Genomic DNA, 20,842 nt, shown 5'->3' with positions numbered 1-20,842 from the left:
AGCAGCACCATGTCTTTCTACGGCCGCGCGCCCCGCCTGGAAGCCGGACCGGAACCGGAGAAGCCGGACCTTCCCGACGATGGCGCTCCCGTGCACAGCCTGCCCGAGATCGGCGAGAAGATCGCGGTCACCGGGGAGCTGCTGGCGACCTGGATGGGCTATGCCGACATCCAGCGCCGCACGCTGGAGGCCGTGCAGAACGAGCTGACCCGCACCTCCTCGACGGTCGAGGACGCCACGCTTGACCTCTCCTCCCGCTTCCGCGAGCTGGCCGAGAAGGCCATGCAGCAGTCGGAGCGGGTGGAGGAGATCGTCGGCATGGCCGGCTCCGTCTCCATCGACGGAGAGCGGGTGCCGATGGACCAGCTGGTCACCGGCATGCAGCAGATGATCGCGGACATGATCTCCAACATCGTCATGCTGTCGCGCCACGCCATGAGCATGGTCTATCTGCTCGACGACGTGCAGAAGGACGTGGCGGAGCTGGAGAAGTCGATCGGCGACATCGACGCCATCAACCGCCAGACCAACTTCCTGGCGCTGAACGCCACCATCGAGGCGAGCCGCGCCGGCGAGGCCGGACGCACCTTCGCGGTGGTCGCTCAGGAGGTGCGCCACCTCTCCCGCAACACCGGGGCGCTGGCCGACCGCATGCGCTCCAAGGTCACCGCGGTGGTCAAGGGCGTGCGCAACGGCCACGACATCCTGCGCCAGATCGCCGACACCGACATGTCCCCCCAGATGCTCGCCAAGGAGCGGGTGGACAAGACCATGGACAGCCTGGTCGACCAGACCAACCACTTCCAGGCGGTGCTGGAGACGGCGGCGACCGTGTCGTCGGACATGTCCGCCACCATCAGCCGCATGGTCACCGGGATGCAGTTCCAGGACCTGACCAAGCAACGGCTGGAGGCCATCAACGACAGCCTCGCCATCATGGCGGAAGGGCTGAACGAGCTGGAAAACCGCACCCGCGTCGAAATGCCCGCTTCCTTGGGGCCGCAGGTTCCGCAGGAATGGCTCGACGAACTGCTGGGCCGCTTCAAGCTGAGCGAGATGCGCCAGCGCTTCGTGCGCCGTCTGCTGCTGGAAGGGACGGCGCTGGACGAGCATGGCGTCCTTGACGTCGATGCCGGCCAGGACGACAGTTCCGGCGGCGACATTGAACTTTTCTGAAGCCGAGGGATTCTCTGGAATCCCCGGCCTGTCTTGCTCCATTCTGGCGTGGTCCGCAAAGGCCACCCGCCCCAATGCCCCAAGAACACCCTTCAGGAACACCGGACCGATGGACTACGGAATTGAGGACAAGGAGCAGGAGACCCTGGTTCGGTTGCGCGGTCGTCTGACCTTCAACGACCACGCCAAGCTGCGCGCCCTGATCCGGGAGATGCTGCAGAACAAGGCCAAACGTCAGGTGCTCGATCTTTCCACGCTGGAATTCGTCGATTCGGCGGGAATCGGCATGCTGCTGATCGCGCGGGAGGAAATGGCGAACGCGGACAAGCAGCTCGTCCTGCGCTCCGCCGCCGGACAGGTCAAGCGCGTGCTGACCGTGGCCCAGCTCAACAAGATCGTCACGATCGAGGACTGACCGCCTTGGTCCCCTCCCCCACCCGCGTCGCCGCCCTGCAAGGCCTGGGCGTGCCGGCCGACCGGCTGGACCGGCTGTCGGCGGCGCTTCGGCTTCCGCCCCGGCGACCCGGCTCCCCGGCGGGGGAGGCGTTCGGCGCCTCCGTTCTGCTTCTGGTGGGCGATGCCGGCGCCGTGGAGGCGCCGGAGTTCTGGCAGCGGCCCTTTGGCGCCTGGATCGAGATCACCGGACTGTCCGACGCCCAGATCGTCGAGGCCGCGCACCGCGCCGCCCGCGCCGACCTGTTCGCCTGCGTGACGACGGTGACCGCCAACCGCCTGCATCTGGCCGGGCGCATCCTGAACGGGCTGGCCGCCCTGCATCCCATGCCGGAAGCCCAGCGCGACGACATGGAACTGGCGCTGCACGAGGCGATCAGCAACGCGGTGGTCCACGGCAACCTTCAGGTCGAAGGCATGAAGGGGCTGAGCGTCGAGGCGCTGGAGCGCTTTTCCCACGACTTGGCCGCGCGCATGGCCGACCCCGCCTTCGCCGAGCGCCGGATCGAGGTCACCGCCTGGCTGGAAAGCGCTTGCGCGGTGGTCGAGGTGGCCGACGAGGGAACCGGCTTCGCCCGGCCGGAGCGCATCGACTACGGCGCCTCGGGCCGCGGGCTGGACCTGATCGCCGCCATCGTCGAGGAACTTCAGCTTCTCGACGGCGGGCGCCGCATCCGCATGAGGTTCCCTCTCTGATGGACGACGCCATCGCCGCCTGCCGCATCCTGGTGGTGGATGACACCGACTTCAACCGCACACTGATCGGCGCCCTGCTCACCGAAGCCGGCTTCCAGAACATCGCTTATGCCAAGGATGGCTTCGACGCGCTGGAGCAGATCGCGGCGGAGGCTCCGGACCTGCTGATCCTCGACATCATGATGCCGGGGATGGACGGGTTCGAGGTGTGCCGCCGCCTGCGCGCCGACCACGCCTACGCCGACCTGCCGGTGCTGGTGCAGACCGCCCTGTCGTCCAGCGACGACCGCAACCGTGCCTTCGCCGCCGGCACCACCGACCTGATCTCCAAGCCGCTGGACCGGACGGAGCTGGTCGCCCGCGTGCGCATCCATCTGCAGAACCGGGTGCTGATCCGCGACCTGCAGACCTACCGGGCGCGGGTCGAGGGGGAACTGGCGATGGCCCGCTCCATGTACGACCATCTGCTGCCCTCCGCGGCCCTGTGCGCCGCGCTGACGAACAGCGCAGGGGTGACGCTGCGGTCGCACACCGCGCTGTCCTCCGATCTGGGCGGCGACCTCTGGGGGGTGCTGCCGCTGGCGGGCGGGCGGTTCGGTCTGTTCCTGCTGGACATGGCCGGGCGCGGCGTGTCGGCGGCGCTGAACGCCTTCCGCATGCACACGCTGATCCACGAACTGGCGCCCCATCTCGGCGAGCGGCCCGGCGCCTTCCTGACCGAACTGAACGAGCGGGCCGTCTGCCTGCTGGAGCTTGGGCAGCACGCCACGGTGATCTACGGCGTGGTGGACGGCGCGGCGGAACGCTTCACCTACGCGGCGGCGGCGGCGGCCCCACCGGTCCTGATCCCGCCCGGCAACGCGGCGTTGGTCTTCGGCGAGGGGGCTGGCCAGCCGGTGGGCATCACCGCCGGCGCCCGCTACGAGGAGCAGAGCCTGCCCTTCCCTCCGGGCTCGGCGTTGGTCCTGCACTCGACCGCCGTGCTGGAGGCGCTGGACGGGGGCAGCGCCGGCTTCGCCGCCCTGCTGCAGAGCGCCGCCGTCCAGACCGCGATGGCTGACGACGATGGTGGCGGGGGCAGCGGGAGCGGCGGCGCCTTCACCGCCGTGACGACGGCGCTCGCCGCCGCCCAGGGCGACGTGCCGCTCGACGACCACACGCTGGTCTGGATCGGGCGCGGGGGTGCGCGATGAACGACCTGCCGGAGGTGCCGGGGCTGGAAACGGCCCGCGTCCTGGTGGTGGATGACAACCGGGTGAACCGTCATCTGCTCCAGGCCCTGCTGGAACGCGGCGGTGTCACCCGCATCGATATGGCAGAGGACGGCAACGACGCGCTGGCCCGGCTGGACGCCTTCCAGCCCGACCTGATCTTGCTCGACCTGATGATGCCGAACCTGGACGGGTTCGAGATGTGCCGGCGCCTGCGCGCGCTTCCCGCCTGGAAGGATCTGCCGGTCCTGGTGCAATCCAGCCTGAACCGGGCGGAGGACCGCGCCAAGGCCTTCGCCGCCGGGGCCACCGATTACGTGACCAAGCCGATCAATGCGGTTGAGCTGCTGGCCCGCGTGCGCATCCATCTGCAGAACCGCGCCCTTCTGCACGATCTCCAGCGCTTCCACGAACGGACGGAGAGCGAGCTGTCGCTCGCCCGCAAGATGCAGGAACGGCTGATGCCCTCGCCGGAGCGGCTGGCCGAGGTGGAGGCCGCGGCGGGGGTGGGCATCGCCGCCCATTTCGCCCCCTCGTCGGAGCTGGGCGGCGATTTCTGGGACCTGCGGCACGACGTCGTTGCGCCGGGCCAGGGACAGGTGCAGGGACAGGGCCGGACCATGCTCTACATGGTCGATTTCTCCGGCCATGGCGTCGGGGCGGCGCTGAACACCTTCCGCCTGCACGCGATCTGCCAGCAGATGGGAGTGTCCGGCCTGACCCCGGGCGAGTTCCTGTCCACCATCAACCGCCGACTGTGCGCGCTGCTTCCCAACGGGCAGTTCGCCACCATGCTGGCCGGGGTGGTCGAACCGGCGGGGAACCGTTTCGTCTACGCCTCCGCCGGGTCCACGCGCCCGATGGTCTGGGCGCCGGGCGATTCCGCGCCGCTGCTGGGCGACAGCGCTGGCCTGCCGCTCGGCCTGCTCGCGTCGGCGGAGTATGAGGAGCGCTCCCTCCCCCTGCCCCCCGGCGGGCGCCTGTTCCTTTATTCGGACGGTGCCATCGAGATCCCGGTCGGCAGCGACGTTCTCGACGAGCCGGGCCTTGCCGCCCTGGTCGCCGAGCGGATGGACGAGACGGATGGTGGCCGTTTCCTGGACGGGTTGCTGGACCGCCTGCGCGCCGTCGGCCCGATCGACGACGACCTGACCGCGCTGCTGCTGACCCGCAAGGGCTGACCGGCCCATGGAACCGACGGGCGCATGACCGCCAGCTCGCCCCACGCCGCCCCCTTCCGGGTCGTTCTGGACACCAACATCCTTGTCGGCTACGCCCTGCTTGGCGCCGAGGTGCCCCGCCGCAGCCTGGCCATCCAGCGCAGCGTCGAGGCGGTGCGGGCGCAAGGAACCGCCTTCGTCTCCGACGCCACGCTGGCGGAACTGCGCGAGGTGCTGATGCGCCCGGACTTCGACCGCTACCGCCCGGCCGGGGAGCGTGCCGCATTCCTGGCCGCCTTCGCCGCGGAGGCCCGGCGGGTCGAGCCCGCCCCGGTGGAGCGGCTGTGCCGCGACCCCGAAGACGACATGTTCCTGGCCGTGGCGCTGGCCGCCGACGCCGACTGGCTGGTGACGGTGGACCGGCAGCTCCTGTCGGTGCGTCGGGTGGGCCGCACCCGCATCCTGCGCCCCGAGCGGTTCCTGGACGCGATCGCATGACTCCACGTTTCGCGTTTCCGCCTGCAAAATTTCCGCTCGATTTCCAGCATCCGTTCCCTAGAATGAAAAGAGAACACTTCGCAAACTAGCGGTGAACGGATCGCGGGTGACCGGATGAGCACGCAACCTCTCCTGTTCGACAGCCTGCCCGAGACGGAGCGGGCGCGCAAACCGGCGCGCCGGTCCCGCGCCTCCACCGTGGCGGCGCCGGTGGCCGTCGACGTGGTGCGGGAGGACGTTCCGTCACCATCGGCGCCGCCACCGATGACCCTCGCGCTCGTCCCGCCGCCGCCCGTCCCGATGGCGCCGCGCGCCGACTTCAACCCGGCGGCCCTGACCAACGCGGAGTTGCGGGCGCTGGCGCAGGCATTGCCGGACCACAAGCTGGCCCATTTGCTGATCGAAGCCGCACGCGAGTTGAAGCGCCGCGCCGCGCCGGGGGCTTGGGAGGAGGAAGGAGAGGACGGCCCGTCCGAACCGAATCCCCTGTTGCTGCGCGCTGCCCGGCAGGCGGTCGGCGAATTGTCGGGCGAGGATGGCTGACCAAGTCACGAACACTGACCGATTCACAGAATACGTGTCTGGAAACAAAATAATCCCGCCGCAATAGATCGTTTCGTACCCCAACTTTGTACGGTTCCCTCCCCCCGATTCGGGAATGATGGCGCGACAAGACACGCACTTATGTGCAATGATGTGTCCGTAGCCTGACCAATGGCCGCGTCTGCGTTTCCCTGGCGCATCGCCGGCGGTCCGAGCCGAAAAGGAACGACCCGCGGGGAGGGTGATTTGGACTGGATGACCTGGCTCCAGGATTGGGGCGATGCCTTCTATCCCCTGGCCTTCATATGGGCCTTCTTCGAAGGCGAGACCTTCGTCATTTTCGGCGGGATGGGCGCGCATCTGGGGATCATCAACCTATACTGGTTGGTTGCCGCCGTGTGGATCGGCAGCTTCATGGGCGACCAGTGCTATTTCTGGATCGGCCGCAAATGGGGCGGCAAGGCTCTGGCCCGCTTCCCGGCGGCGGAGGCCCGTGCGACGCGCGTGCTGTACTGGCTGGAAACCTACGGCGTCGGCTTCATCCTGGCCTTCCGCTTCCTGTACGGGGTGCGCAACATCGCCTCGGTCGCCGTCGGCACGTCCCGCATGCCCTGGCGCAAGTTCCTGTTCTGGAACTTCATCGCCGCCGGCATCTGGGCCTGGAGCTTCGCCGGGGCCGGCTATCTGTTCGGCGAGGCCGCCGCCGCCATCGGCGAGAACGGCCCGAAGATCCTCCTGCTCATCGCGCTGGGCATCGGCGTCACCATCTTCGCGGTGAAGAGCGTGATGTGGGTCCGCCGCCGCTACGCCGCCTCTGAGACGCAGGCGTAACACCCCTCTCTCCTCGAGGATCAGGCAAAGAGCCGCCGCGGGCAACCGCGGCGGCCTTTCTGTATCGGCTCCCTCACGCCCGGCGGGCGATCCATACGGCGGTCAGATCGTCGCGCAGCGGCAGGCTGGTGCGGGCGTAGAAGCGCTCCAGCAACGGCCCCAGCGGGCGGGCGCGGTTGGCGGCGATGGCGCCACGCAGCAGGCCGGGGACCCCATCCTGGCCGATCGGTTCGTTGTCCGGGCCGCTGCATTCGATCAGCGCGTCGCTGTAGAGGAACAGGCAGCTCCCGCGCGGCAGGCGCAGGCTGCGGTCGGCATAGACGGCGCGACGCGACGCCCCCAGCACCAGCCCCGCCGAGTCGAGCAGCCGAAGCTCCCCCGCGATCCCCACCACCGGATTCGGCGCCCCGGCCGAGGCGTAGGTCAGCGTGTCGGTGTGCAGGTCGAGGATGCCGAAAAAGGCGGTGGCGAACTGCCCGACCGGCAGCACCTCCTTCAGCGCCAAGTTCAGCCCGGCCAGCCACTCCGAGGGCGGCACATGCTGCATGGGGAAGCGGTCGATCAGCGTGTGCAGACGGAAGGTGTTGATTGCCGCGGTGATGCCATGGCCGGCAAAATCGACCAGCAGGAAGGCGACGCGGTGGCTGTCCAGCGGATAGACGTTCCAGAAATCGCCGCCCAGCTCCGATGAGGTTTCGAAATGGGCGTCCAGCACCAGCTCGTACCGCTCGGCGACGGCCTCCAGCTCCTTCGGCTCGGGCAGCAGGGACAGCTGCATCGCCTTGGCGTGCTTCAACTCCCGCTCGACCCGCCCGCGGAAATTGGCGAGGTCGGTGAACAGCTTACGCTTTTCAAGCTGGTGGCGGACGCGGGCGACGCATTCGCCGGGCTTGATCGGCTTGGAGATGAAATCGCTGCCGCCGGCCTCGAAGCAGCGGACCTGCTCCTCGTCGCTGTCCAGCGCCGTCTGGAACAGGATCGGCAGCTCCTCGTGGGTCAGCCGCTCGCGCAGGCGCCGGCACATCTCCAGCCCGTCCATCACCGGCATGCTGACGTCGAGCAGGACGAGGTCGGGGCGGAAGCTCTCCACCTTGCGCAGCCCGTCCACCCCGTTCTCGGCGACCTCGATCTGGGTCAGCCCGGCGCGGCGGATCATCAGGGCCAGCGACTTCCTGTTGAATTCGTTGTCGTCAACGATCAGGACACGGCTGGCGGCGAGGGAAATGGGCATGCGCGGACCCGCCCGCCCGTCACAGGTCGAACTGCAGCAGGGTGCAGCGCCCGCCGTCGGTCACATGGATGCGCCGGGCCAGCGCCCGCATGAACACGAAGCCGCGGCCGGAATGGGCGCCGCTGTCGGTGTCCTGCGGCAGGGCCGCGGCGTCGAACCCGTTGCCCTGGTCGACCACCGCGATGGACAGGCTGTCCGCGGTCCAGCGTGCGAAGATGTCGATCCGCCGCTGCCGCACCGCGCCGTCGCCCAGCCGTTCGCGGAGCAGCCGGCTGAACAGGCGGTAGCCCTCCAGCTGCTCCTTGGTCGCACTGGGGATGCCCAGATTGCCGTGAACGATGGCGTTGGCGATGGCCTCGTGCAGGCACAGCTCGACGTTGCCGCGCCGCTCCGGCGTCAGCACGCCGCGCCGGGTCAGCTCGTCGCAGACCAGAACGGCGCACTGCAGGCCATAGGCCGTCCCGGTGGTCAGCGACAGGTAGAATCCCCGCTCCACCGGCGGAGCGCCCAGCCAGTCGGCGTCGATGGCGCCGCTCCCCTCCTCCCGCTCCGTCAACTCCACCGTCAGAAAGGGGTTGAGCCCGAAGGCGCCGCGCAGGATATCCCGGTCGGCCTGGGCCAGCAGCACCGCGGCGGCGGCCCGACCGTCAATGGCGTCATCAACGCCTCCACCCAGGCCGAAGCGTGCCGCGACCCGCGCGGCGATGTCCGCCGGCACGCGGTCCCGCACCACGCTGAAGGGTCGCACGGCGCCGGCCGGACCGGGGGGGTGGCTGGCGGAGGGGGCTGGGAAACCGTCCATCACCCGCTCACCGTTCGATGGTGACGACTTCGCCGATCCGCGCCAGGTCGATGGATCGCAGCACATCGCCCTGCAGCTTGCGGAGGACCAACTTGATGTTGCGCTGCTCCGCCTCGTCCTGAAGGATCAGCAGCATGCCGATCCCCGCGGAGTCGATGAAGGTCAGCCCGTCCATGTCCAGGATGAAGCGGCGCGCGCCCTCGCCGTTGAGCAGATCCACGATGTCGGGAAGGCTGTCATGGTCGGTGAACTCCAACCGGCCGCTCAACAGCACCTCGATGGTTTCAGAGGTCCGGCGCACCTGGAAATTCATGACATCCTCTTGTGTTGCACCGCGCAAGCGGCTCCCGCGAACAGTAGTGCAAGGCCGATCCCCCCTCAAGCTTCAAGTGTACATTTCGCTAATTTTATCGACCATAGGAAGAATTTTCACGCTTCACACGCCATAGACGGACAGCACCGGTTGATAGTACAACCGCATTGCCGGTGAAGGCGGCGCCGTGCCGCCGCCCCGCTCCGGTCATGCGACCCCGCAGCGGGATACCCCTTCATGACGGTGATCGAGCAGGCGTGGAAGACGGTGCCGACGGTGTCGGCGAAGTTCCTGCTGATCCTGATTCCCATCCTGATGCTGACCACGCTCGGCTTCTCCTCGATCTTCTTCTACGGCAAGTACAAGGATCTGCGCGGCGCCCTGCGCGACCGGATCGAGGCGGTGGCGGAGATCAACGCCGTCGCCCTGTCCTCCAGCCTGTGGGCCGTGGACGTTCCGGCGATCCGCAACATCATCCAGGCGATTTCCGTCAACCGCGAGCTTCTGTGCATCGAGGTGGCGGACGAGTTGGCCGACGGCCGTTTCGCGTGGCCGGACAATGACTGCCGCTCCTTTGCCGGGCGCGAGACGGTGCGCCGTCCGATCCAGGTGCAGAACCGCCGGCTCGGCACGCTGACCCTCCATTTCAGCTACGCCCCGGTCGACGAGCAGATCCGGCAGGAGATGGTCAACACGCTGTGGCTCCTGCTTCTGATGCTGGTCGGCACGCTGGTCACCGCGCTGACCGCCCACCGGCTGACCATCGGCGTGCCGCTGAGCCGGCTGATCGCGTCGATCCGCACTGCGGAGCAGGAGCATCTGCGCCAGCCCGTGCATTGGTCGTCGGCCGATGAGCTGGGGCGGGTGATCGCCGCCTACAACGGCATGCTGACCCGGCTCGACGAGGAGGAGGCCGCCCTGCGCCAGAGCGAGGAGCGGCTGGGGCTGGCCATCGCCGCCACCCGCTCCTCCGTCTGGGATTACGACCTGCGGACCGGTGAGTACTGGTGGTCGAAAGAGTTTCCCGCCCTGCTGGGCTACGGCCCGGCCGAGCTGGCGATGACCGCGCGGACCTGGGAGTCGCTGATCCATCCGGAGGAGCGGCGGCGCGTCGTCGCGGAGTCCCGCAGCCGCGTGCGCGACAAGGACAGCGCCTACGCCACCGTCTACCGCATGCGGCGCCGGGACGGCGGCTGGAGCTGGATCGAGGATCGCGCGACCGCGCTGCGCGACGGCGAGGGAACCGCGGTCCGCCTGACCGGCACCATGTCCGACGTGACGGAGCGCATGCAGGCCGAACGGGATCTGGCGCGCGAGCGGAACGTCCTTCAGATCACGCTCGACAACACCGACCAGGGCATCATCATGGTGGACCGCAACCTGCGGGTCGTCATGTCCAACCGCCGCGCCGCGGAGCTTCTCGACGTCCCGGCGGCCTTCCTGGCCCGCAACCCGCTGTTCCCCGAGATCATTCAGCTCCAGCGCGCCCAGGGTGCCTTCGAGGATTTCAGCATCGATCCGGACCTGGAGCTGGACGAGACCGCCGTGGTCCCCGACCAGCCCTTCGCCTTCAAGCGGCGGCGGCCCGACGGCACGATCATCGAGGTGCGGTCCAACCCTCTGCCGGAGGGCGGATTCGTCCGCACCTTCACCGACGTGACGGTGGAGGCGCGCTCCGCCGAGGAGGTGTTCCACGCCATGGAGGCGCTGGAGACCGCCTATGCCGACCTCAAGGAGACCCAGGACAGCCTCGTCCAGGCGGAGAAGATGGCCTCGCTCGCCCTGCTGGTGGCCGGCGTCGCGCATGAGATCAACACGCCGGTGGGCATCGCCTACAGCTGCTCCACCCATCTGGCGTCGAAGACGCGGACGCTGACCGAGGCCTTCGCGAAGGGCACCCTGAAGAAGTCCGACCTGACCGCCTACGTGGCGGCGGCTGGCGAATCCTCGCGGCTGATCGAACAGAACCTGACCCGCGCGGCGGAACTGATCCAGAGCTTCAAGCGCGTCGCCGTCGACCAGACCAGCCAGGAGCGCCGCCGCTTCGACCTGCGCTCCTATCTGGACGAGATCATCACCTCGCTGGGACCGCGCCTGCGCAAGAGTCCGCACCGCATGACCGTCGCCTGCCGGGACGGCATCACCATGGACGGCTATCCCGGAGCGCTCAGCCAGGTCATCACCAATCTGGTCATCAACGCGCTGATCCATGCCTTCCCCGACGGCCGCGAGGGCACGATGGCGCTGAGCGTGGAGGAGCTGCCGGACGGCGAGCTGGACATCCGCTTTTCCGACGACGGGGTCGGCATCGCCCCGGACAATCTGCCCAAGGTGTTCGAACCCTTCTTCACGACGAAGCGCGGCACCGGGGGCAGCGGACTCGGCCTTCACATCGTCTTCAACCTGGTGACGCAATCGCTGGGCGGCCGGATCTCGGTGGACAGCCCGGCCCCAAACGACTCCGCCCCCGACCACCCCACAGGCGGGGGCACCACCTTCCTCCTGCGGATTCCCGTGACGGCGCCCCGGATGGCCAGCGCCACCGGGAAAGAACCGGCAACCGACGCAGCATGACGGACGCAGCATGACCGACGAGCTGATCATGCCCGACACCGCCCCCAACTCAGACGACGAGATCCTGTTCGCCGACGAGGAGGGCGAGGACGGGGACGAGACCCCGCCCTGGCCCATCCTGGTGGTGGACGACGAGGACGACGTCCATTCCATGACCGCCCTCCTGCTGGACGACGTGGAGTTCCAGTGCCGCCGGCTGGAGCTGATCGGCTGCCGCTCCGCCGCCGAGGCGCGCGCCGTTCTGCGCGCCCGCCGGGACATCGCCGTCATCCTGCTGGACGTGGTGATGGAGGAGGACGACGCCGGGCTGACGCTGGTCCGCTGGATCCGCGGCACTCTCGGCAATCTCGACGTCCGGATCATCCTGCGCACCGGCCAGCCGGGGCAGGCGCCGCAGCGCGATGTGATCGTCGGCTGCGACATCAACGACTACAAGTCGAAGGCCGACCTGTCGGCGGAAGGGCTGTTCACCGCGGTGATCGCGGCGCTGCGCGCCTACGACCACATCCGCTTCATCGAGACCAAGGTGGCCGAACGAACGCACGAGCTGCGGCAGAGCCGCGAGCAGATGCGCGCCATCCTGGAGTCGAGCCCGGTCGGCGTCTGCGCCTATACCCACGACGGCGTCCTGGTGATGTGCAACGACCGGCTGGTCCATCTGCTGGGCGTGCCGAAGGAGCGGCTGGTCGGCGTCTCCATCGCCGACCTGTTCATCGAGCCGGACAACACCGAGGCGCACGAGACGCACTGGACCTTCTTCCGCCGCTCGCTGCGCGACGCCGAGGTGAGGGTGCGGCGGGCCGACGGCTCCGTCTTCTGGGCGCTGGTGTCGGTGGACCCGACACTGCTCGACGGCCGCCCGGTCCATCTCGCCTGGGTCTACGACATCACCCGGCGCAAGCTGGCCGAGCGCCGGATGGAACAGGCCAAGGAGCAGGCCGAGCAGACGACCACCGCCAAGTCCGCCTTCCTCGCCACCATGAGCCACGAGATCCGCACCCCGATGAACGGCGTGCTGGGCATGCTGGAGCTGCTGGAGCGCACGCCGCTGGACGGCGGGCAGCGCGACACCGTGGCGACCATGCGGGAATCGGCGACCTCGCTGCTGCGGATCATCGACGACATCCTCGACTTCTCGAAGATCGAGGCCGACAAGATGGACCTGGAGCAGGTGCCCGTCTCCATCCCCGCCCTGGTCGAAGGGGTGGCCGAGACGCTGGCCCCGGCGGCGCGGGCCAAGGGGCTGGCGCTGCTGACCTACGTGGACCCGGCGATCCCGCCGGCGCTGACCGGCGATCCGGTGCGGCTGCGCCAGATCCTGTTCAACCTGTGCGGCAACGCCATCAAGTTCACCGAGCGCGGGCGCATCGTCGTCCAGGCCACCCTGGCCGCCAGGACGGACGGCGGCAGCCAGGGCGGCGCCCGGCTGCGCATCGAGGTGGCGGACACCGGCATCGGCATTTCCGAGACGGCGCGCCGCCAGCTCTTCCAGCCCTTCACCCAGGCGGAAAGCTCGACCGCCCGGCGCTTCGGCGGCACCGGGCTGGGCCTGTCGATCAGCCGGCGGCTGGTCGCGCTGATGGGCGGGACGATCGGGGTGGACAGCGCACCGGGGGCGGGCTCCACCTTCTGGGTCGAGCTGACGCTGAGCGCCACGGCCGACACCCCCCCGCCCCAGCCTCCGCCCGGTCCCTCGGCGGTGGACGATCCGGGCCTCGCCGGCCTGACCGTCCTGGTCGGCCTGCCGGACACGGAGGAGCGCCGGATCGTCACCCACTATCTGGAAGCGGCCGGGGCGCGCGTGCTGGCCGCCGGACAACCGGACACCCTGGCCGAACAGGCCCGCATGGCCCAAACGGAACGCGGCGCCCTGAACGTCGTGGTGGTGGACGAGGCTCTGCACACCCCCGCCGCCGCCCAGGCGCCGCAATTGCTGGGCCGCCGCGTCGGGGAAGCGCAGGTGCCGACGGTGCTGCTGCAGGACCCCACCACCATCGGCGGCCGCCTCGCCGACGGATCGGTCCCGGTGAGCCGACCGGTCCGCCGCACGCCCCTGGTGCGCGCCGTGGCGGTGGCCGCCGGACGCGCCCTGACGGACGCGGCATCCGGCGAAGACCCGCCGCCGGCCGTGCGCTGCGCCCCGGCCGTGCTGAGTCCGGAGCGCGCCATCGCCGAGGCGGAGGCCCGCGGGCGGCTGATCCTGGTGGCGGAGGACAACGCCATCAACCGGAAGGTCCTGCAGATGCAGCTCACCTCGCTGGGCCACACGGCGGAGTTGACCAACGGCGGGGCGGAGGCCCTGGCCGCGCTGGGGCGGCGGCGCTACGCCCTGCTGCTGACCGACATCCAGATGCCCGAAGTGGACGGGTTCGAGCTGACCCGCCGCATCCGCGCGGCGGAGCGCGCCACCGGCGCCCATCTGCCGATCGTCGCCCTGACCGCCAACGCCGCCCCGGCGGACATCGAGAGCTACCGCGCGGCCGGCATGGACGAGGCGCTGAGCAAGCCGCTGGATCTGGCGAAGCTCGACGCCGCACTGTCCCGCTTCCTGCCGCCCGCAGTGGCCGACCCGGTGGCGCCCTCCCAGTCATTCCCACACGCGACGAACCCGTCGCGCGACCTGCCCCCGATCAACCTCGATGTCCTGCGCCGGCTCTGCGGCGACGACCGGGCGCTGATGGACGAGTTGCTGAGCGACTTCGTCGGGATCGGCCGCCACATCGCGGACGAGGTCAGCGACGCCGTCGCCGCGCGGAACGGAACGGCGATCCGTGCCGGCGCCCATAATCTGAAGGGCTGCTCCCGCAACGCCGGGGCGACGCCGCTCGGCGACGCGGCGCAGGCGCTGGAGCAGGCGGTGATGCAGGACGCCCCCTGGGAGCGGGTGACCGCGCTGGCCGCGGCGCTGGAGCAGGCGATGCGGGAGGTCGAGCGCGTCATCGCCACCGCATCGGATCCCTGAACGCCCCTAAAACACCCTTTGTCCGTTCGAACCGGCGCGCGATTGGGGTATCGTCCCCGCGACCCGCCACGCCGCGAGACGCGCATGAACCGCCGCCAGTTCTCCAGCCTGCTGCTCTCCCTGCCGGTGCTCCCCTACGCGGCCCCGATCGCCGCGCAGGAGAAGGTTCCCACCCTGGGAGAGGAGCTGACCCCCTTCGGCGCGGTGCGCGGCGCCAGCCGGACGCGGGCCATTCCGCCCTGGAAGGGAGGGCTGACCCGCGTCCCCAACGGCTGGAAGCCGGGCGCCCATCTGCCCGACCCCTACGACGAGGATGGGCGCTGGTTCACCGTGGGTCCGGCGGATCTGGACCGCTACAAGGTCCGCCTGTCCGCCGGCCTGCAGGCGATGCTGACCAAGTATCCGTCCTTCGAGATCCCAGTCTTCCCCAGCAACCGCAGCGCCGCCGCTCCCCAGCGCGTCTACGACGAAACGATCGAGAACGCCCGGCGCGCCAAGCTGGGCGAGAACGGTCTGGCGTTGAGCGGGGCGCGGGTGGGCGTGCCCTTCCCCATCCCGGCCAACGGCGTGCAGGCGATGTGGAACCACATCCTGCGCTGGCGCGGCAATTCCTTCAGCCGCACCGGCGCCACCGTCCTGCCGGAATCCGGCGGCATCTACACCGCGGCGGTCTACCGCGAGGACTGGCAATCCAGCTACGCCGCCGGGATCGACGGCGGCCGCCCCTTCCACTACCGCCGCACCACCCTGATGCCCAAGGCGGAGGCCGGGACCACCCTGCTGCTGCACGGCACGCTGAACCCGATCCAGGCCGGTTTCGCCGCCTGGTTCCGGCAGGGGGAAACCGGCAAGCCCGTCCGCGCGCCCGACTTCGTCTACGACACGCCGGACCCGGCCAGCGGCGGCATCCGCACCGCCGACATGCTGGACATGTTCGGCGGCCCGCTCGACCGTTTCGACTTCGCCCTGGTGACGCGCCGGGAGATGTATGTGCCCTACAACGCCAGCCGGATGAACACGCCCAATCTGGCTCCGGCGGATTTCCTGTGGCTGGGCCACCCCAACCCACAGTTCCTGCGCTACGAGATGCACCGGGTGTGGATCGTCGAGGCGCGGCTGAAATCCGGCTTCCGCCACGCCCTGCCGGAACGCACCTATTATCTGGACGAGGATTCCTGGCAGATCGTCATGGCCGACCATTACGACGCCAAGGGCGATCTGGTCCGCTACGCGGAGGCGCACGGGATCGCCTATCCGCAGGTGCCCGTCTTCGCCCCGGCCTTGGAGATCACCTACGACCTCACGGGCGACCGCTATGTGGTGAACGGCCTCGACAACCAGCTCGCCCCGCCGGACTTCGCCAAGCCCCTGCGGCCCGAGGACTTCGCCACCGACACGCTGGAACGCAAGCGGCGGCCCTGGTGAGAGATTGGCAGAGTGAGACGGGCGGAGAGAGACGGGCACCGGGCGGCGGTCAGTGCCGGACCGGACCGGCCACCCACTGGCTGACGATGGTTTCCGCCTGGAAGGGCGGGGTTTCCGGATGGTGGTAGCGGAAGACGGTCACCGCCGCCTCCAGCGCGTAGCGCTCCGGCTGGCCGCAGTCGCACAGGCCGGCGTAGCAGCGCTGGACCGCGTCGCGGCAATTCAGGCTCACCGCCGGGTAGGGGTCGATCGTCAGCCAGCGCATGCTTTTCATCGACGCTCCCCGCCTTCCCCAGAGTTGCCGTCCAGCGCGTCGCCGCCGTCGAGAGACACGCTGTCGAGCGGAACGCCGTAGATTTCCAGCCGGTGACCGACGATGCGGTAGCCCAGCTCCCGGGCGATGCGCTCCTTCAGCGCCTCCAGTTCCGGGCTGGCGAATTCGATGATCCGCCCGCTGCGCGTGTCAATCAGGTGGTGGTGATGGTCGGTGGAGGCTTCTTCATAGCGGGCACGGCCGTCGCCCAGGTCCACCTTCTCGATCACCTGCGCGTCTTCCAGGAGGCGCATGGTGCGGTAGACGGTGGCGATGGAGATGCGCGGGTCGATCAGGACGGCGCGGCGGTGGACCTCCTCCACGTCGGGATGGTCCTCCGATTCCGACAGGACCTGGGAGATGACCCGGCGCTGGCCGGTCATCTTCAGTCCCTTTTCCAGGCACAAGGATTCGAGACGCGACGTCATTGCCCCACCGCCTTTGCCATCCGTTGCGGCGCCGTGTCCCGCGATCCGGGGCGCCATGCTGCAGCGCCCATCATAATACTGAAATTCATTCGCAATCCTATACCCCGTTTTTTTATCCGGGAATTAACGCGGCAAAATGCCTCACCCGCCGACGCGGCACGCCCTACCACCCCCATCGTCCCCTGGAACCGCCGCCCGACCCAGGGACATTTCCGGTCCGGAACGCGGCCAAGGTCCTTGTTTGCTTGCCAAAAGCCGCCCCACCGCCTATGTGTGTCCGGTCGATTTTGCTTTGGGGCTGCCGGCTCCTCGTCGTCCCGGTACCGGCGCCGCTTGCGCCTTCCCACGGTGAATTGATGGCTCCGCGCACTCCCGCGGCGGAGCGCCCCAAGCCACGCCGCCCCCGGCCATGTCCGGGCACGGCCCAGGTGCAGCCTCTGTTCACGTGACCAGGACCCTCCCCGTATGACCGAATTCAGTGGCCTCGGCCTGATCGAGCCCCTTCTGCGCGCCGTCGCCGAAGAGGGTTACCAGACCGCCACGCCGATCCAGGCCGGCGCCATCCCCGTTCTTCTGGAGGGCCGCGACGTGCTCGGCCTCGCCCAGACCGGCACCGGCAAGACCGCCGCCTTCACCCTGCCGATCCTGCAGCGGCTGTTCCAGAACAAGAAGCGCGTGCAGGCCAAGGCGCCGCGCACGCTGATCCTGACGCCGACGCGCGAGCTGGCGCTGCAGATCGGCGAGAGCTTCCGCACCTACGGCCGGCACCTGCCGATCCGCCGCACGGTGATCCACGGCGGCGTCGGGCAGAGCCCGCAGGTCGCCGCTCTGGCCCGCGGCACCGACGTGCTGGTGGCGACTCCGGGCCGCCTGCTCGACCTGATGGCCCAGAAGCAGTGCATGCTCGACCAAATCGAGATCTTCGTCCTGGACGAGGCCGACCGCATGCTCGACATGGGCTTCATCCGCGACGTGCGGAAAGTCGTCGCGGTCCTGCCGAAGCAGCGCCAGACCCTGCTGTTCTCCGCCACCATGCCGGAAGCCGTGGTCGAGCTGGCGCACAGCATCCTGACCGATGCCGAGCGGATCGAGGTGGCGCCGCAGTCCACCACGGTGGAGCGCATCGCCCAGCGCGTGCTGTTCGTGGACCGCGCCGACAAGCGCCGCCTGCTCGCCGACCTCCTCCAGGAGGGTGCCATGGAGCGGACGATCGTCTTCGCCCGCACCAAGCACGGCGCCGACCGCATCGCCGACCATCTGAAGAAGGCCGGCGTCCCGGCCGACGCGATCCACGGCGACAAGTCGCAGTCGGCCCGCGTGCGCGCGCTGGAGTCCTTCCGCAGCGGCGACCTGAAGGCGCTGGTGGCGACCGACATCGCAGCGCGCGGCATCGACATCGACGGCATCACGCACGTCATCAATTTCGACCTGCCGAACGAGCCGGAAAGCTACGTCCACCGCATCGGCCGCACCGCCCGCGCCGGCACCGACGGCAGCGCGGTGTCCTTCTGCGACGCGGAGGAGGTGGCTTATCTGAAGGCCATCGAGAAGACCATCCGCCAGCCGGTCCCGGCCGACCACGACCATCCCTACCACGCGTCGGTGGTGGCGGCGATCCATGCCTCCTCGGCCAAGCCGCCGAAGCCGGCGCCCAAGCAGCCCCGTCCGGGCCGCGGCCAGCCCCACCAGCAGCCGGGCGGCGGCAAGCCGCAGGGCCAGAGGGCTCAGGCGCCGAAGGCCCAGGGCGCGAAGCCGCAGCCGCAGCAGGGCGCGCGGGTTGCCGGCGCCACCGGCGACCAGCCGCTGAAGGCCAAGGTGTCGGCCAACCAGCAGAACCGCCACAACCGCCGCCCCGCCCCGCACGGCGGCCAGCCGGGCGGGAACAAGCGGTCCGCAGCCTGAGTCTAAACAGCCTGTGCCTGTTGGGCGCGCGGCGGGATCACCGCCCGCCGCGCGCCGCCCGATTTGCCGTGGCCTGCTCGTCGATCACCGCGCCACGGGTCGGCGCCGCGCCGCTGTCGCCGTAGCGCTGGACCTGGGCGCTCCCGCCGAGCTGTTTGGCGATGGCCGCGGCGATCACGTCCCGCCGCTGCGCTTCGGACAGCGCGGCGGTCTGCCGCTCCAGCGCGGTCCAGTCGAGCCGCGACGCAAGCCCGTCGCTCATCTGCGTCTGGCCGTCCCGCCAAACGGCGGCGACGACCTGACCGCCCTGCCGGAACACGGTGTGGGCCTGCACGGCGCGGCTGCGCGCCGCGACCGCCGGGTCCACGGCGTTGGGATCACCGGCAATCCTCATCTGCTGCTGAAAGGCGGAATCGCCGACCCCGACCCGCGCCATCATCTCCGGCGTGGCCTTGGTCACCGTCGAAAAGCGGGTGACCCCGCCACCGTTCAGTGCGTACGCGCCTGACGGGCCATATCCCGGCGCGGAGACGGACAGGCTGCTCATGAAACACCCCTTGGTTGATCGTTGACTCCCCCTCGGCAACCTTCCCCTTAGCAGTTTCCATGCCATCACCGGCAGCGCCTGACCGCAGGCATCCGCCAGAGCGGAAGGGGGGCGGAAGGGACGGTGGAACCGGATGCGCAGAGCCGAATTTTCCCAGCGAGGGTGAAAGAAATGCCGATGGCGTCGAACCATTTCCTTGCCCATCAAAGAAAAGCCGCCGCGATGGCCGCGGCGGCTTTGCCGTTTGGTGATGATGGACCACTCAGAGCAGCGTCGTCAGATTGACTGCGTAAGAGTCGGAGCTGTACAGATACTCGATGGTGTTGTTGCCACCCAGATAGAAGTCCTGGATGATCACGCCATCATTCAGATAGCCATCGCTGAAATCGGCCACGCTGGAGATCCACAGGTCGTTGCTTCCCATCGGACGGAAGAAGGCGAGGTTCGCCATCGTTACATCGGTGAAGTACACGACGTCGGACGTTCCGCCGCCATAGCCCGGCATTCCGGCTTCCGACTTGTCATCGTTGATGAGATCAACGCCGCCATTCGCCGAATGATAATAGACGTCGTTGCCCGCCCCGCCATACAGCGTGTCGTCACCGGCTTCGCCCAGCAGGTGATCGTTCCCCGAACTGGCCAGAAGGCTGTCGCTCCCGTTGCCGCCATACAGCGTGTCGTTGCCGTCGTCGCCGACCAGAATGTCGTTTCCATTGAAACCGTAGAGGAGATCGTTTCCGCTCCCGCCCTGGATCAGATCGGGATAGCTGCTGCCATACACGGTGTCGTTGCCGGCACCCGCCGCGGAGCCGTTGGCGGTCTCGTACGGTCCGGGGACCAATCCCCGCAGATCGATCACTTCGGACGCGGACGTTCCATTGATGACGCTCATGTCGAATCCCCACTTATTTTATGCATCGTCGAATGAATGTTCGGAAAGTTTGCTTGTTTGGCCGACCGTGCAGCGTTCACCGGATCGGTCGATCATGGTTTCCGAACAGAGGCTCTTCAGCTGCGCTCGCTCATGCACACAACAGCATGTGGTTGAGCACAAGTCCTGAAATGCTCTCAAAACGAGATCTGTCATGAGAAAAGAAAACAGTCAACAACCATAAATTACACACGAAAGCACTAACTTCATTACTTATCTATCTAATCAAAAACAAAACAGAAACAGGCACGACAAAAGTTACACTCAGCCCTGCACCCTTTATCTGTGTTTCTATTGATATACGAACAGAACAGGGAGAGTCTGCGGATCGACAGGAAAAGGCCCTCCACCCGGTGGGGAGGAGGGCCGATGTTCCGTTGAAAGACAAACCGTCCCTACGCGTCCATCACCGCGCGAAAATCTGCCCCATGTCCTGGAAGCTCTTGAACTCCAGAGCGTTTCCGCTCGGGTCGAAGAAGAACATGGTGGCCTGCTCGCCTGCCTGACCCTTGAAGCGGATCTGCGGCTCGATGAGGAAGCGCACGCCTTCGGCCTTCAGCTTGTCGGCCAGCGCGTGCCAGTCGTCCCAATCCAGGATCACGCCGAAATGGCTGGCCGGCACGTCCTCGCCATCGACCGGGTTGGTGGCGCGGGTCCCGGCCTCCTCCGTCACATGAGCCACCACCTGATGGCCGTAGAGGTCGAAGTCGATCCAGCGGTCGGATTCCCGCCCCACACCGCAGCCCAGCAGGCCGGCGTAGAAGGCGCGCGCCTCCTCCTTGTCGCGGACGGGGAAGGCGAGGTGGAAGGGCGGAACGGGTTTGCGGTCGGTTGCGCTCATGCTCG

At 68.5% G+C, this 20,842-nt stretch carries 20 protein-coding genes; 12 read left to right on the top strand and 8 right to left on the bottom strand.

Features of this window, described 5'->3' with window-relative positions:
- The first annotated feature begins 9 nt into the window (after positions 1–9).
- From H1Q64_RS06420 to H1Q64_RS06385, 8 genes are all read left to right on the top strand, one after another.
- Positions 10–1,176 carry a methyl-accepting chemotaxis protein gene (locus H1Q64_RS06420; RefSeq protein ID WP_237904846.1) on the top strand — a complete coding sequence of 389 codons (1,167 nt, stop codon included), beginning with the start codon at positions 10–12 and terminating at the stop codon, positions 1,174–1,176.
- 109 nt (positions 1,177–1,285) lie between these two features.
- The gene (locus H1Q64_RS06415; protein WP_014241675.1) at positions 1,286–1,591 is read left to right on the top strand and encodes an STAS domain-containing protein; all 306 of its coding nucleotides are present in this window, start codon (positions 1,286–1,288) and stop codon (positions 1,589–1,591) included.
- A 5-nt stretch (positions 1,592–1,596) separates the two neighbouring features.
- Complete coding sequence (locus H1Q64_RS06410) at positions 1,597–2,325, top strand: ATP-binding protein (RefSeq protein WP_237904845.1); 729 nt, start codon at positions 1,597–1,599, stop codon at positions 2,323–2,325.
- On the top strand, positions 2,325–3,518 hold the full coding sequence (locus tag H1Q64_RS06405; RefSeq protein WP_237904844.1) for a fused response regulator/phosphatase: 1,194 nt from the start codon (positions 2,325–2,327) through the stop codon (positions 3,516–3,518). Before H1Q64_RS06410 ends, H1Q64_RS06405 begins: the two co-directional genes overlap by 1 nt.
- Positions 3,515–4,717: a PP2C family protein-serine/threonine phosphatase gene (locus H1Q64_RS06400; protein WP_237904843.1), complete on the top strand. Its 1,203-nt coding sequence runs from the start codon at positions 3,515–3,517 to the stop codon at positions 4,715–4,717. Before H1Q64_RS06405 ends, H1Q64_RS06400 begins: the two co-directional genes overlap by 4 nt.
- Positions 4,718–4,741: 24 nt before the next feature.
- Positions 4,742–5,194 (top strand): putative toxin-antitoxin system toxin component, PIN family, encoded by a 453-nt coding sequence (locus H1Q64_RS06395; protein WP_237904842.1) that lies wholly within the window; start codon positions 4,742–4,744, stop codon positions 5,192–5,194.
- 114 nt (positions 5,195–5,308) lie between these two features.
- The gene (locus H1Q64_RS06390; protein WP_237904841.1) at positions 5,309–5,737 is read left to right on the top strand and encodes a hypothetical protein; all 429 of its coding nucleotides are present in this window, start codon (positions 5,309–5,311) and stop codon (positions 5,735–5,737) included.
- 255 nt (positions 5,738–5,992) lie between these two features.
- On the top strand, positions 5,993–6,568 hold the full coding sequence (locus tag H1Q64_RS06385; protein ID WP_237904919.1) for a DedA family protein: 576 nt from the start codon (positions 5,993–5,995) through the stop codon (positions 6,566–6,568).
- A gap of 73 nt (positions 6,569–6,641) precedes the next feature.
- Here the strand turns inward: H1Q64_RS06385 and H1Q64_RS06380 are convergent, their stop codons facing one another.
- The 3 genes from H1Q64_RS06380 to H1Q64_RS06370 are packed head-to-tail and all read right to left on the bottom strand — an operon-like array spanning position 6,642 to position 8,914.
- Positions 6,642–7,799, bottom strand: a complete 1,158-nt coding sequence (locus H1Q64_RS06380; RefSeq protein ID WP_237904840.1) for a PP2C family protein-serine/threonine phosphatase — start codon at positions 7,797–7,799, stop codon at positions 6,642–6,644.
- A gap of 19 nt (positions 7,800–7,818) precedes the next feature.
- The gene (locus tag H1Q64_RS06375) at positions 7,819–8,601 is read right to left on the bottom strand and encodes an ATP-binding protein (protein ID WP_237904839.1); all 783 of its coding nucleotides are present in this window, start codon (positions 8,599–8,601) and stop codon (positions 7,819–7,821) included.
- A gap of 7 nt (positions 8,602–8,608) precedes the next feature.
- On the bottom strand, positions 8,609–8,914 hold the full coding sequence (locus H1Q64_RS06370) for an STAS domain-containing protein (RefSeq protein ID WP_014241684.1): 306 nt from the start codon (positions 8,912–8,914) through the stop codon (positions 8,609–8,611).
- 237 nt (positions 8,915–9,151) lie between these two features.
- Between H1Q64_RS06370 and H1Q64_RS06365 the strand changes: the two genes are divergently transcribed.
- From H1Q64_RS06365 to H1Q64_RS06355, 3 genes are all read left to right on the top strand, one after another.
- Entirely contained in the window at positions 9,152–11,488 is a 2,337-nt protein-coding gene (locus tag H1Q64_RS06365; protein ID WP_237904838.1) for a PAS-domain containing protein, read from the top strand.
- Positions 11,489–11,498: 10 nt separating this feature from the next.
- Positions 11,499–14,450, top strand: a complete 2,952-nt coding sequence (locus H1Q64_RS06360; RefSeq protein ID WP_237904837.1) for a hybrid sensor histidine kinase/response regulator — start codon at positions 11,499–11,501, stop codon at positions 14,448–14,450.
- Positions 14,451–14,534: 84 nt separating this feature from the next.
- The gene (locus H1Q64_RS06355) at positions 14,535–15,875 is read left to right on the top strand and encodes a DUF1329 domain-containing protein (protein WP_237904836.1); all 1,341 of its coding nucleotides are present in this window, start codon (positions 14,535–14,537) and stop codon (positions 15,873–15,875) included.
- 49 nt (positions 15,876–15,924) lie between these two features.
- Here H1Q64_RS06355 and H1Q64_RS06350 read toward each other — a convergent pair whose 3' ends face one another.
- Positions 15,925–16,149: a hypothetical protein gene (locus tag H1Q64_RS06350; RefSeq protein ID WP_014241688.1), complete on the bottom strand. Its 225-nt coding sequence runs from the start codon at positions 16,147–16,149 to the stop codon at positions 15,925–15,927.
- Positions 16,146–16,616, bottom strand: a complete 471-nt coding sequence (locus H1Q64_RS06345) for a Fur family transcriptional regulator (RefSeq protein ID WP_237904835.1) — start codon at positions 16,614–16,616, stop codon at positions 16,146–16,148. The genes H1Q64_RS06350 and H1Q64_RS06345 overlap by 4 nt, the downstream gene beginning before the upstream one ends.
- Positions 16,617–17,081: 465 nt before the next feature.
- Here H1Q64_RS06345 and H1Q64_RS06340 point away from each other — a divergent pair, with 465 nt between their 5' ends.
- Positions 17,082–18,518: a DEAD/DEAH box helicase gene (locus tag H1Q64_RS06340; RefSeq protein WP_237904834.1), complete on the top strand. Its 1,437-nt coding sequence runs from the start codon at positions 17,082–17,084 to the stop codon at positions 18,516–18,518.
- A 37-nt stretch (positions 18,519–18,555) separates the two neighbouring features.
- Here H1Q64_RS06340 and H1Q64_RS06335 read toward each other — a convergent pair whose 3' ends face one another.
- The 3 genes from H1Q64_RS06335 to H1Q64_RS06320 form a co-directional block, all read right to left on the bottom strand.
- Complete coding sequence (locus tag H1Q64_RS06335; RefSeq protein WP_237904833.1) at positions 18,556–19,065, bottom strand: hypothetical protein; 510 nt, start codon at positions 19,063–19,065, stop codon at positions 18,556–18,558.
- 262 nt (positions 19,066–19,327) lie between these two features.
- Positions 19,328–19,957, bottom strand: coding sequence for a calcium-binding protein (locus H1Q64_RS33785; RefSeq protein WP_269145364.1), 630 nt, complete (start codon positions 19,955–19,957; stop codon positions 19,328–19,330).
- Positions 19,958–20,402: 445 nt separating this feature from the next.
- Complete coding sequence (locus tag H1Q64_RS06320; protein ID WP_237904832.1) at positions 20,403–20,837, bottom strand: VOC family protein; 435 nt, start codon at positions 20,835–20,837, stop codon at positions 20,403–20,405.
- Positions 20,838–20,842: the final 5 nt, after the last annotated feature.

The sequence above is a fragment of the Azospirillum brasilense genome, from assembly GCF_022023855.1.
Classification (GTDB): Bacteria; Pseudomonadota; Alphaproteobacteria; order Azospirillales; family Azospirillaceae; genus Azospirillum; species Azospirillum brasilense_F.
This window is presented reverse-complemented; position numbering and strand designations above follow the sequence as displayed.

What these genes read in the sequence shown, in the direction of transcription:
- H1Q64_RS06340 (WP_237904834.1), top strand. Translation starts at nt 17,082, where the DNA reads ATGACCGAATTCAGTGGCCTCGGCCTGATCGAGCCCCTTCTGCGCGCC.
- H1Q64_RS06355 (WP_237904836.1), top strand. Translation starts at nt 14,535, where the DNA reads ATGAACCGCCGCCAGTTCTCCAGCCTGCTGCTCTCCCTGCCGGTGCTC.
- H1Q64_RS06415 (WP_014241675.1), top strand. Translation starts at nt 1,286, where the DNA reads ATGGACTACGGAATTGAGGACAAGGAGCAGGAGACCCTGGTTCGGTTG.
- H1Q64_RS33785 (WP_269145364.1), bottom strand. Translation starts at nt 19,957, where the DNA reads ATGAGCGTCATCAATGGAACGTCCGCGTCCGAAGTGATCGATCTGCGG.
- H1Q64_RS06395 (WP_237904842.1), top strand. Translation starts at nt 4,742, where the DNA reads ATGACCGCCAGCTCGCCCCACGCCGCCCCCTTCCGGGTCGTTCTGGAC.
- H1Q64_RS06345 (WP_237904835.1), bottom strand. Translation starts at nt 16,616, where the DNA reads ATGACGTCGCGTCTCGAATCCTTGTGCCTGGAAAAGGGACTGAAGATG.
- H1Q64_RS06385 (WP_237904919.1), top strand. Translation starts at nt 5,993, where the DNA reads ATGACCTGGCTCCAGGATTGGGGCGATGCCTTCTATCCCCTGGCCTTC.
- H1Q64_RS06390 (WP_237904841.1), top strand. Translation starts at nt 5,309, where the DNA reads ATGAGCACGCAACCTCTCCTGTTCGACAGCCTGCCCGAGACGGAGCGG.
- H1Q64_RS06420 (WP_237904846.1), top strand. Translation starts at nt 10, where the DNA reads ATGTCTTTCTACGGCCGCGCGCCCCGCCTGGAAGCCGGACCGGAACCG.
- H1Q64_RS06350 (WP_014241688.1), bottom strand. Translation starts at nt 16,149, where the DNA reads ATGAAAAGCATGCGCTGGCTGACGATCGACCCCTACCCGGCGGTGAGC.
- H1Q64_RS06365 (WP_237904838.1), top strand. Translation starts at nt 9,152, where the DNA reads ATGACGGTGATCGAGCAGGCGTGGAAGACGGTGCCGACGGTGTCGGCG.
- H1Q64_RS06375 (WP_237904839.1), bottom strand. Translation starts at nt 8,601, where the DNA reads ATGGACGGTTTCCCAGCCCCCTCCGCCAGCCACCCCCCCGGTCCGGCC.
- H1Q64_RS06400 (WP_237904843.1), top strand. Translation starts at nt 3,515, where the DNA reads ATGAACGACCTGCCGGAGGTGCCGGGGCTGGAAACGGCCCGCGTCCTG.
- H1Q64_RS06335 (WP_237904833.1), bottom strand. Translation starts at nt 19,065, where the DNA reads ATGAGCAGCCTGTCCGTCTCCGCGCCGGGATATGGCCCGTCAGGCGCG.
- H1Q64_RS06360 (WP_237904837.1), top strand. Translation starts at nt 11,499, where the DNA reads ATGACCGACGAGCTGATCATGCCCGACACCGCCCCCAACTCAGACGAC.
- H1Q64_RS06380 (WP_237904840.1), bottom strand. Translation starts at nt 7,799, where the DNA reads ATGCCCATTTCCCTCGCCGCCAGCCGTGTCCTGATCGTTGACGACAAC.
- H1Q64_RS06370 (WP_014241684.1), bottom strand. Translation starts at nt 8,914, where the DNA reads ATGAATTTCCAGGTGCGCCGGACCTCTGAAACCATCGAGGTGCTGTTG.
- H1Q64_RS06405 (WP_237904844.1), top strand. Translation starts at nt 2,325, where the DNA reads ATGGACGACGCCATCGCCGCCTGCCGCATCCTGGTGGTGGATGACACC.
- H1Q64_RS06320 (WP_237904832.1), bottom strand. Translation starts at nt 20,837, where the DNA reads ATGAGCGCAACCGACCGCAAACCCGTTCCGCCCTTCCACCTCGCCTTC.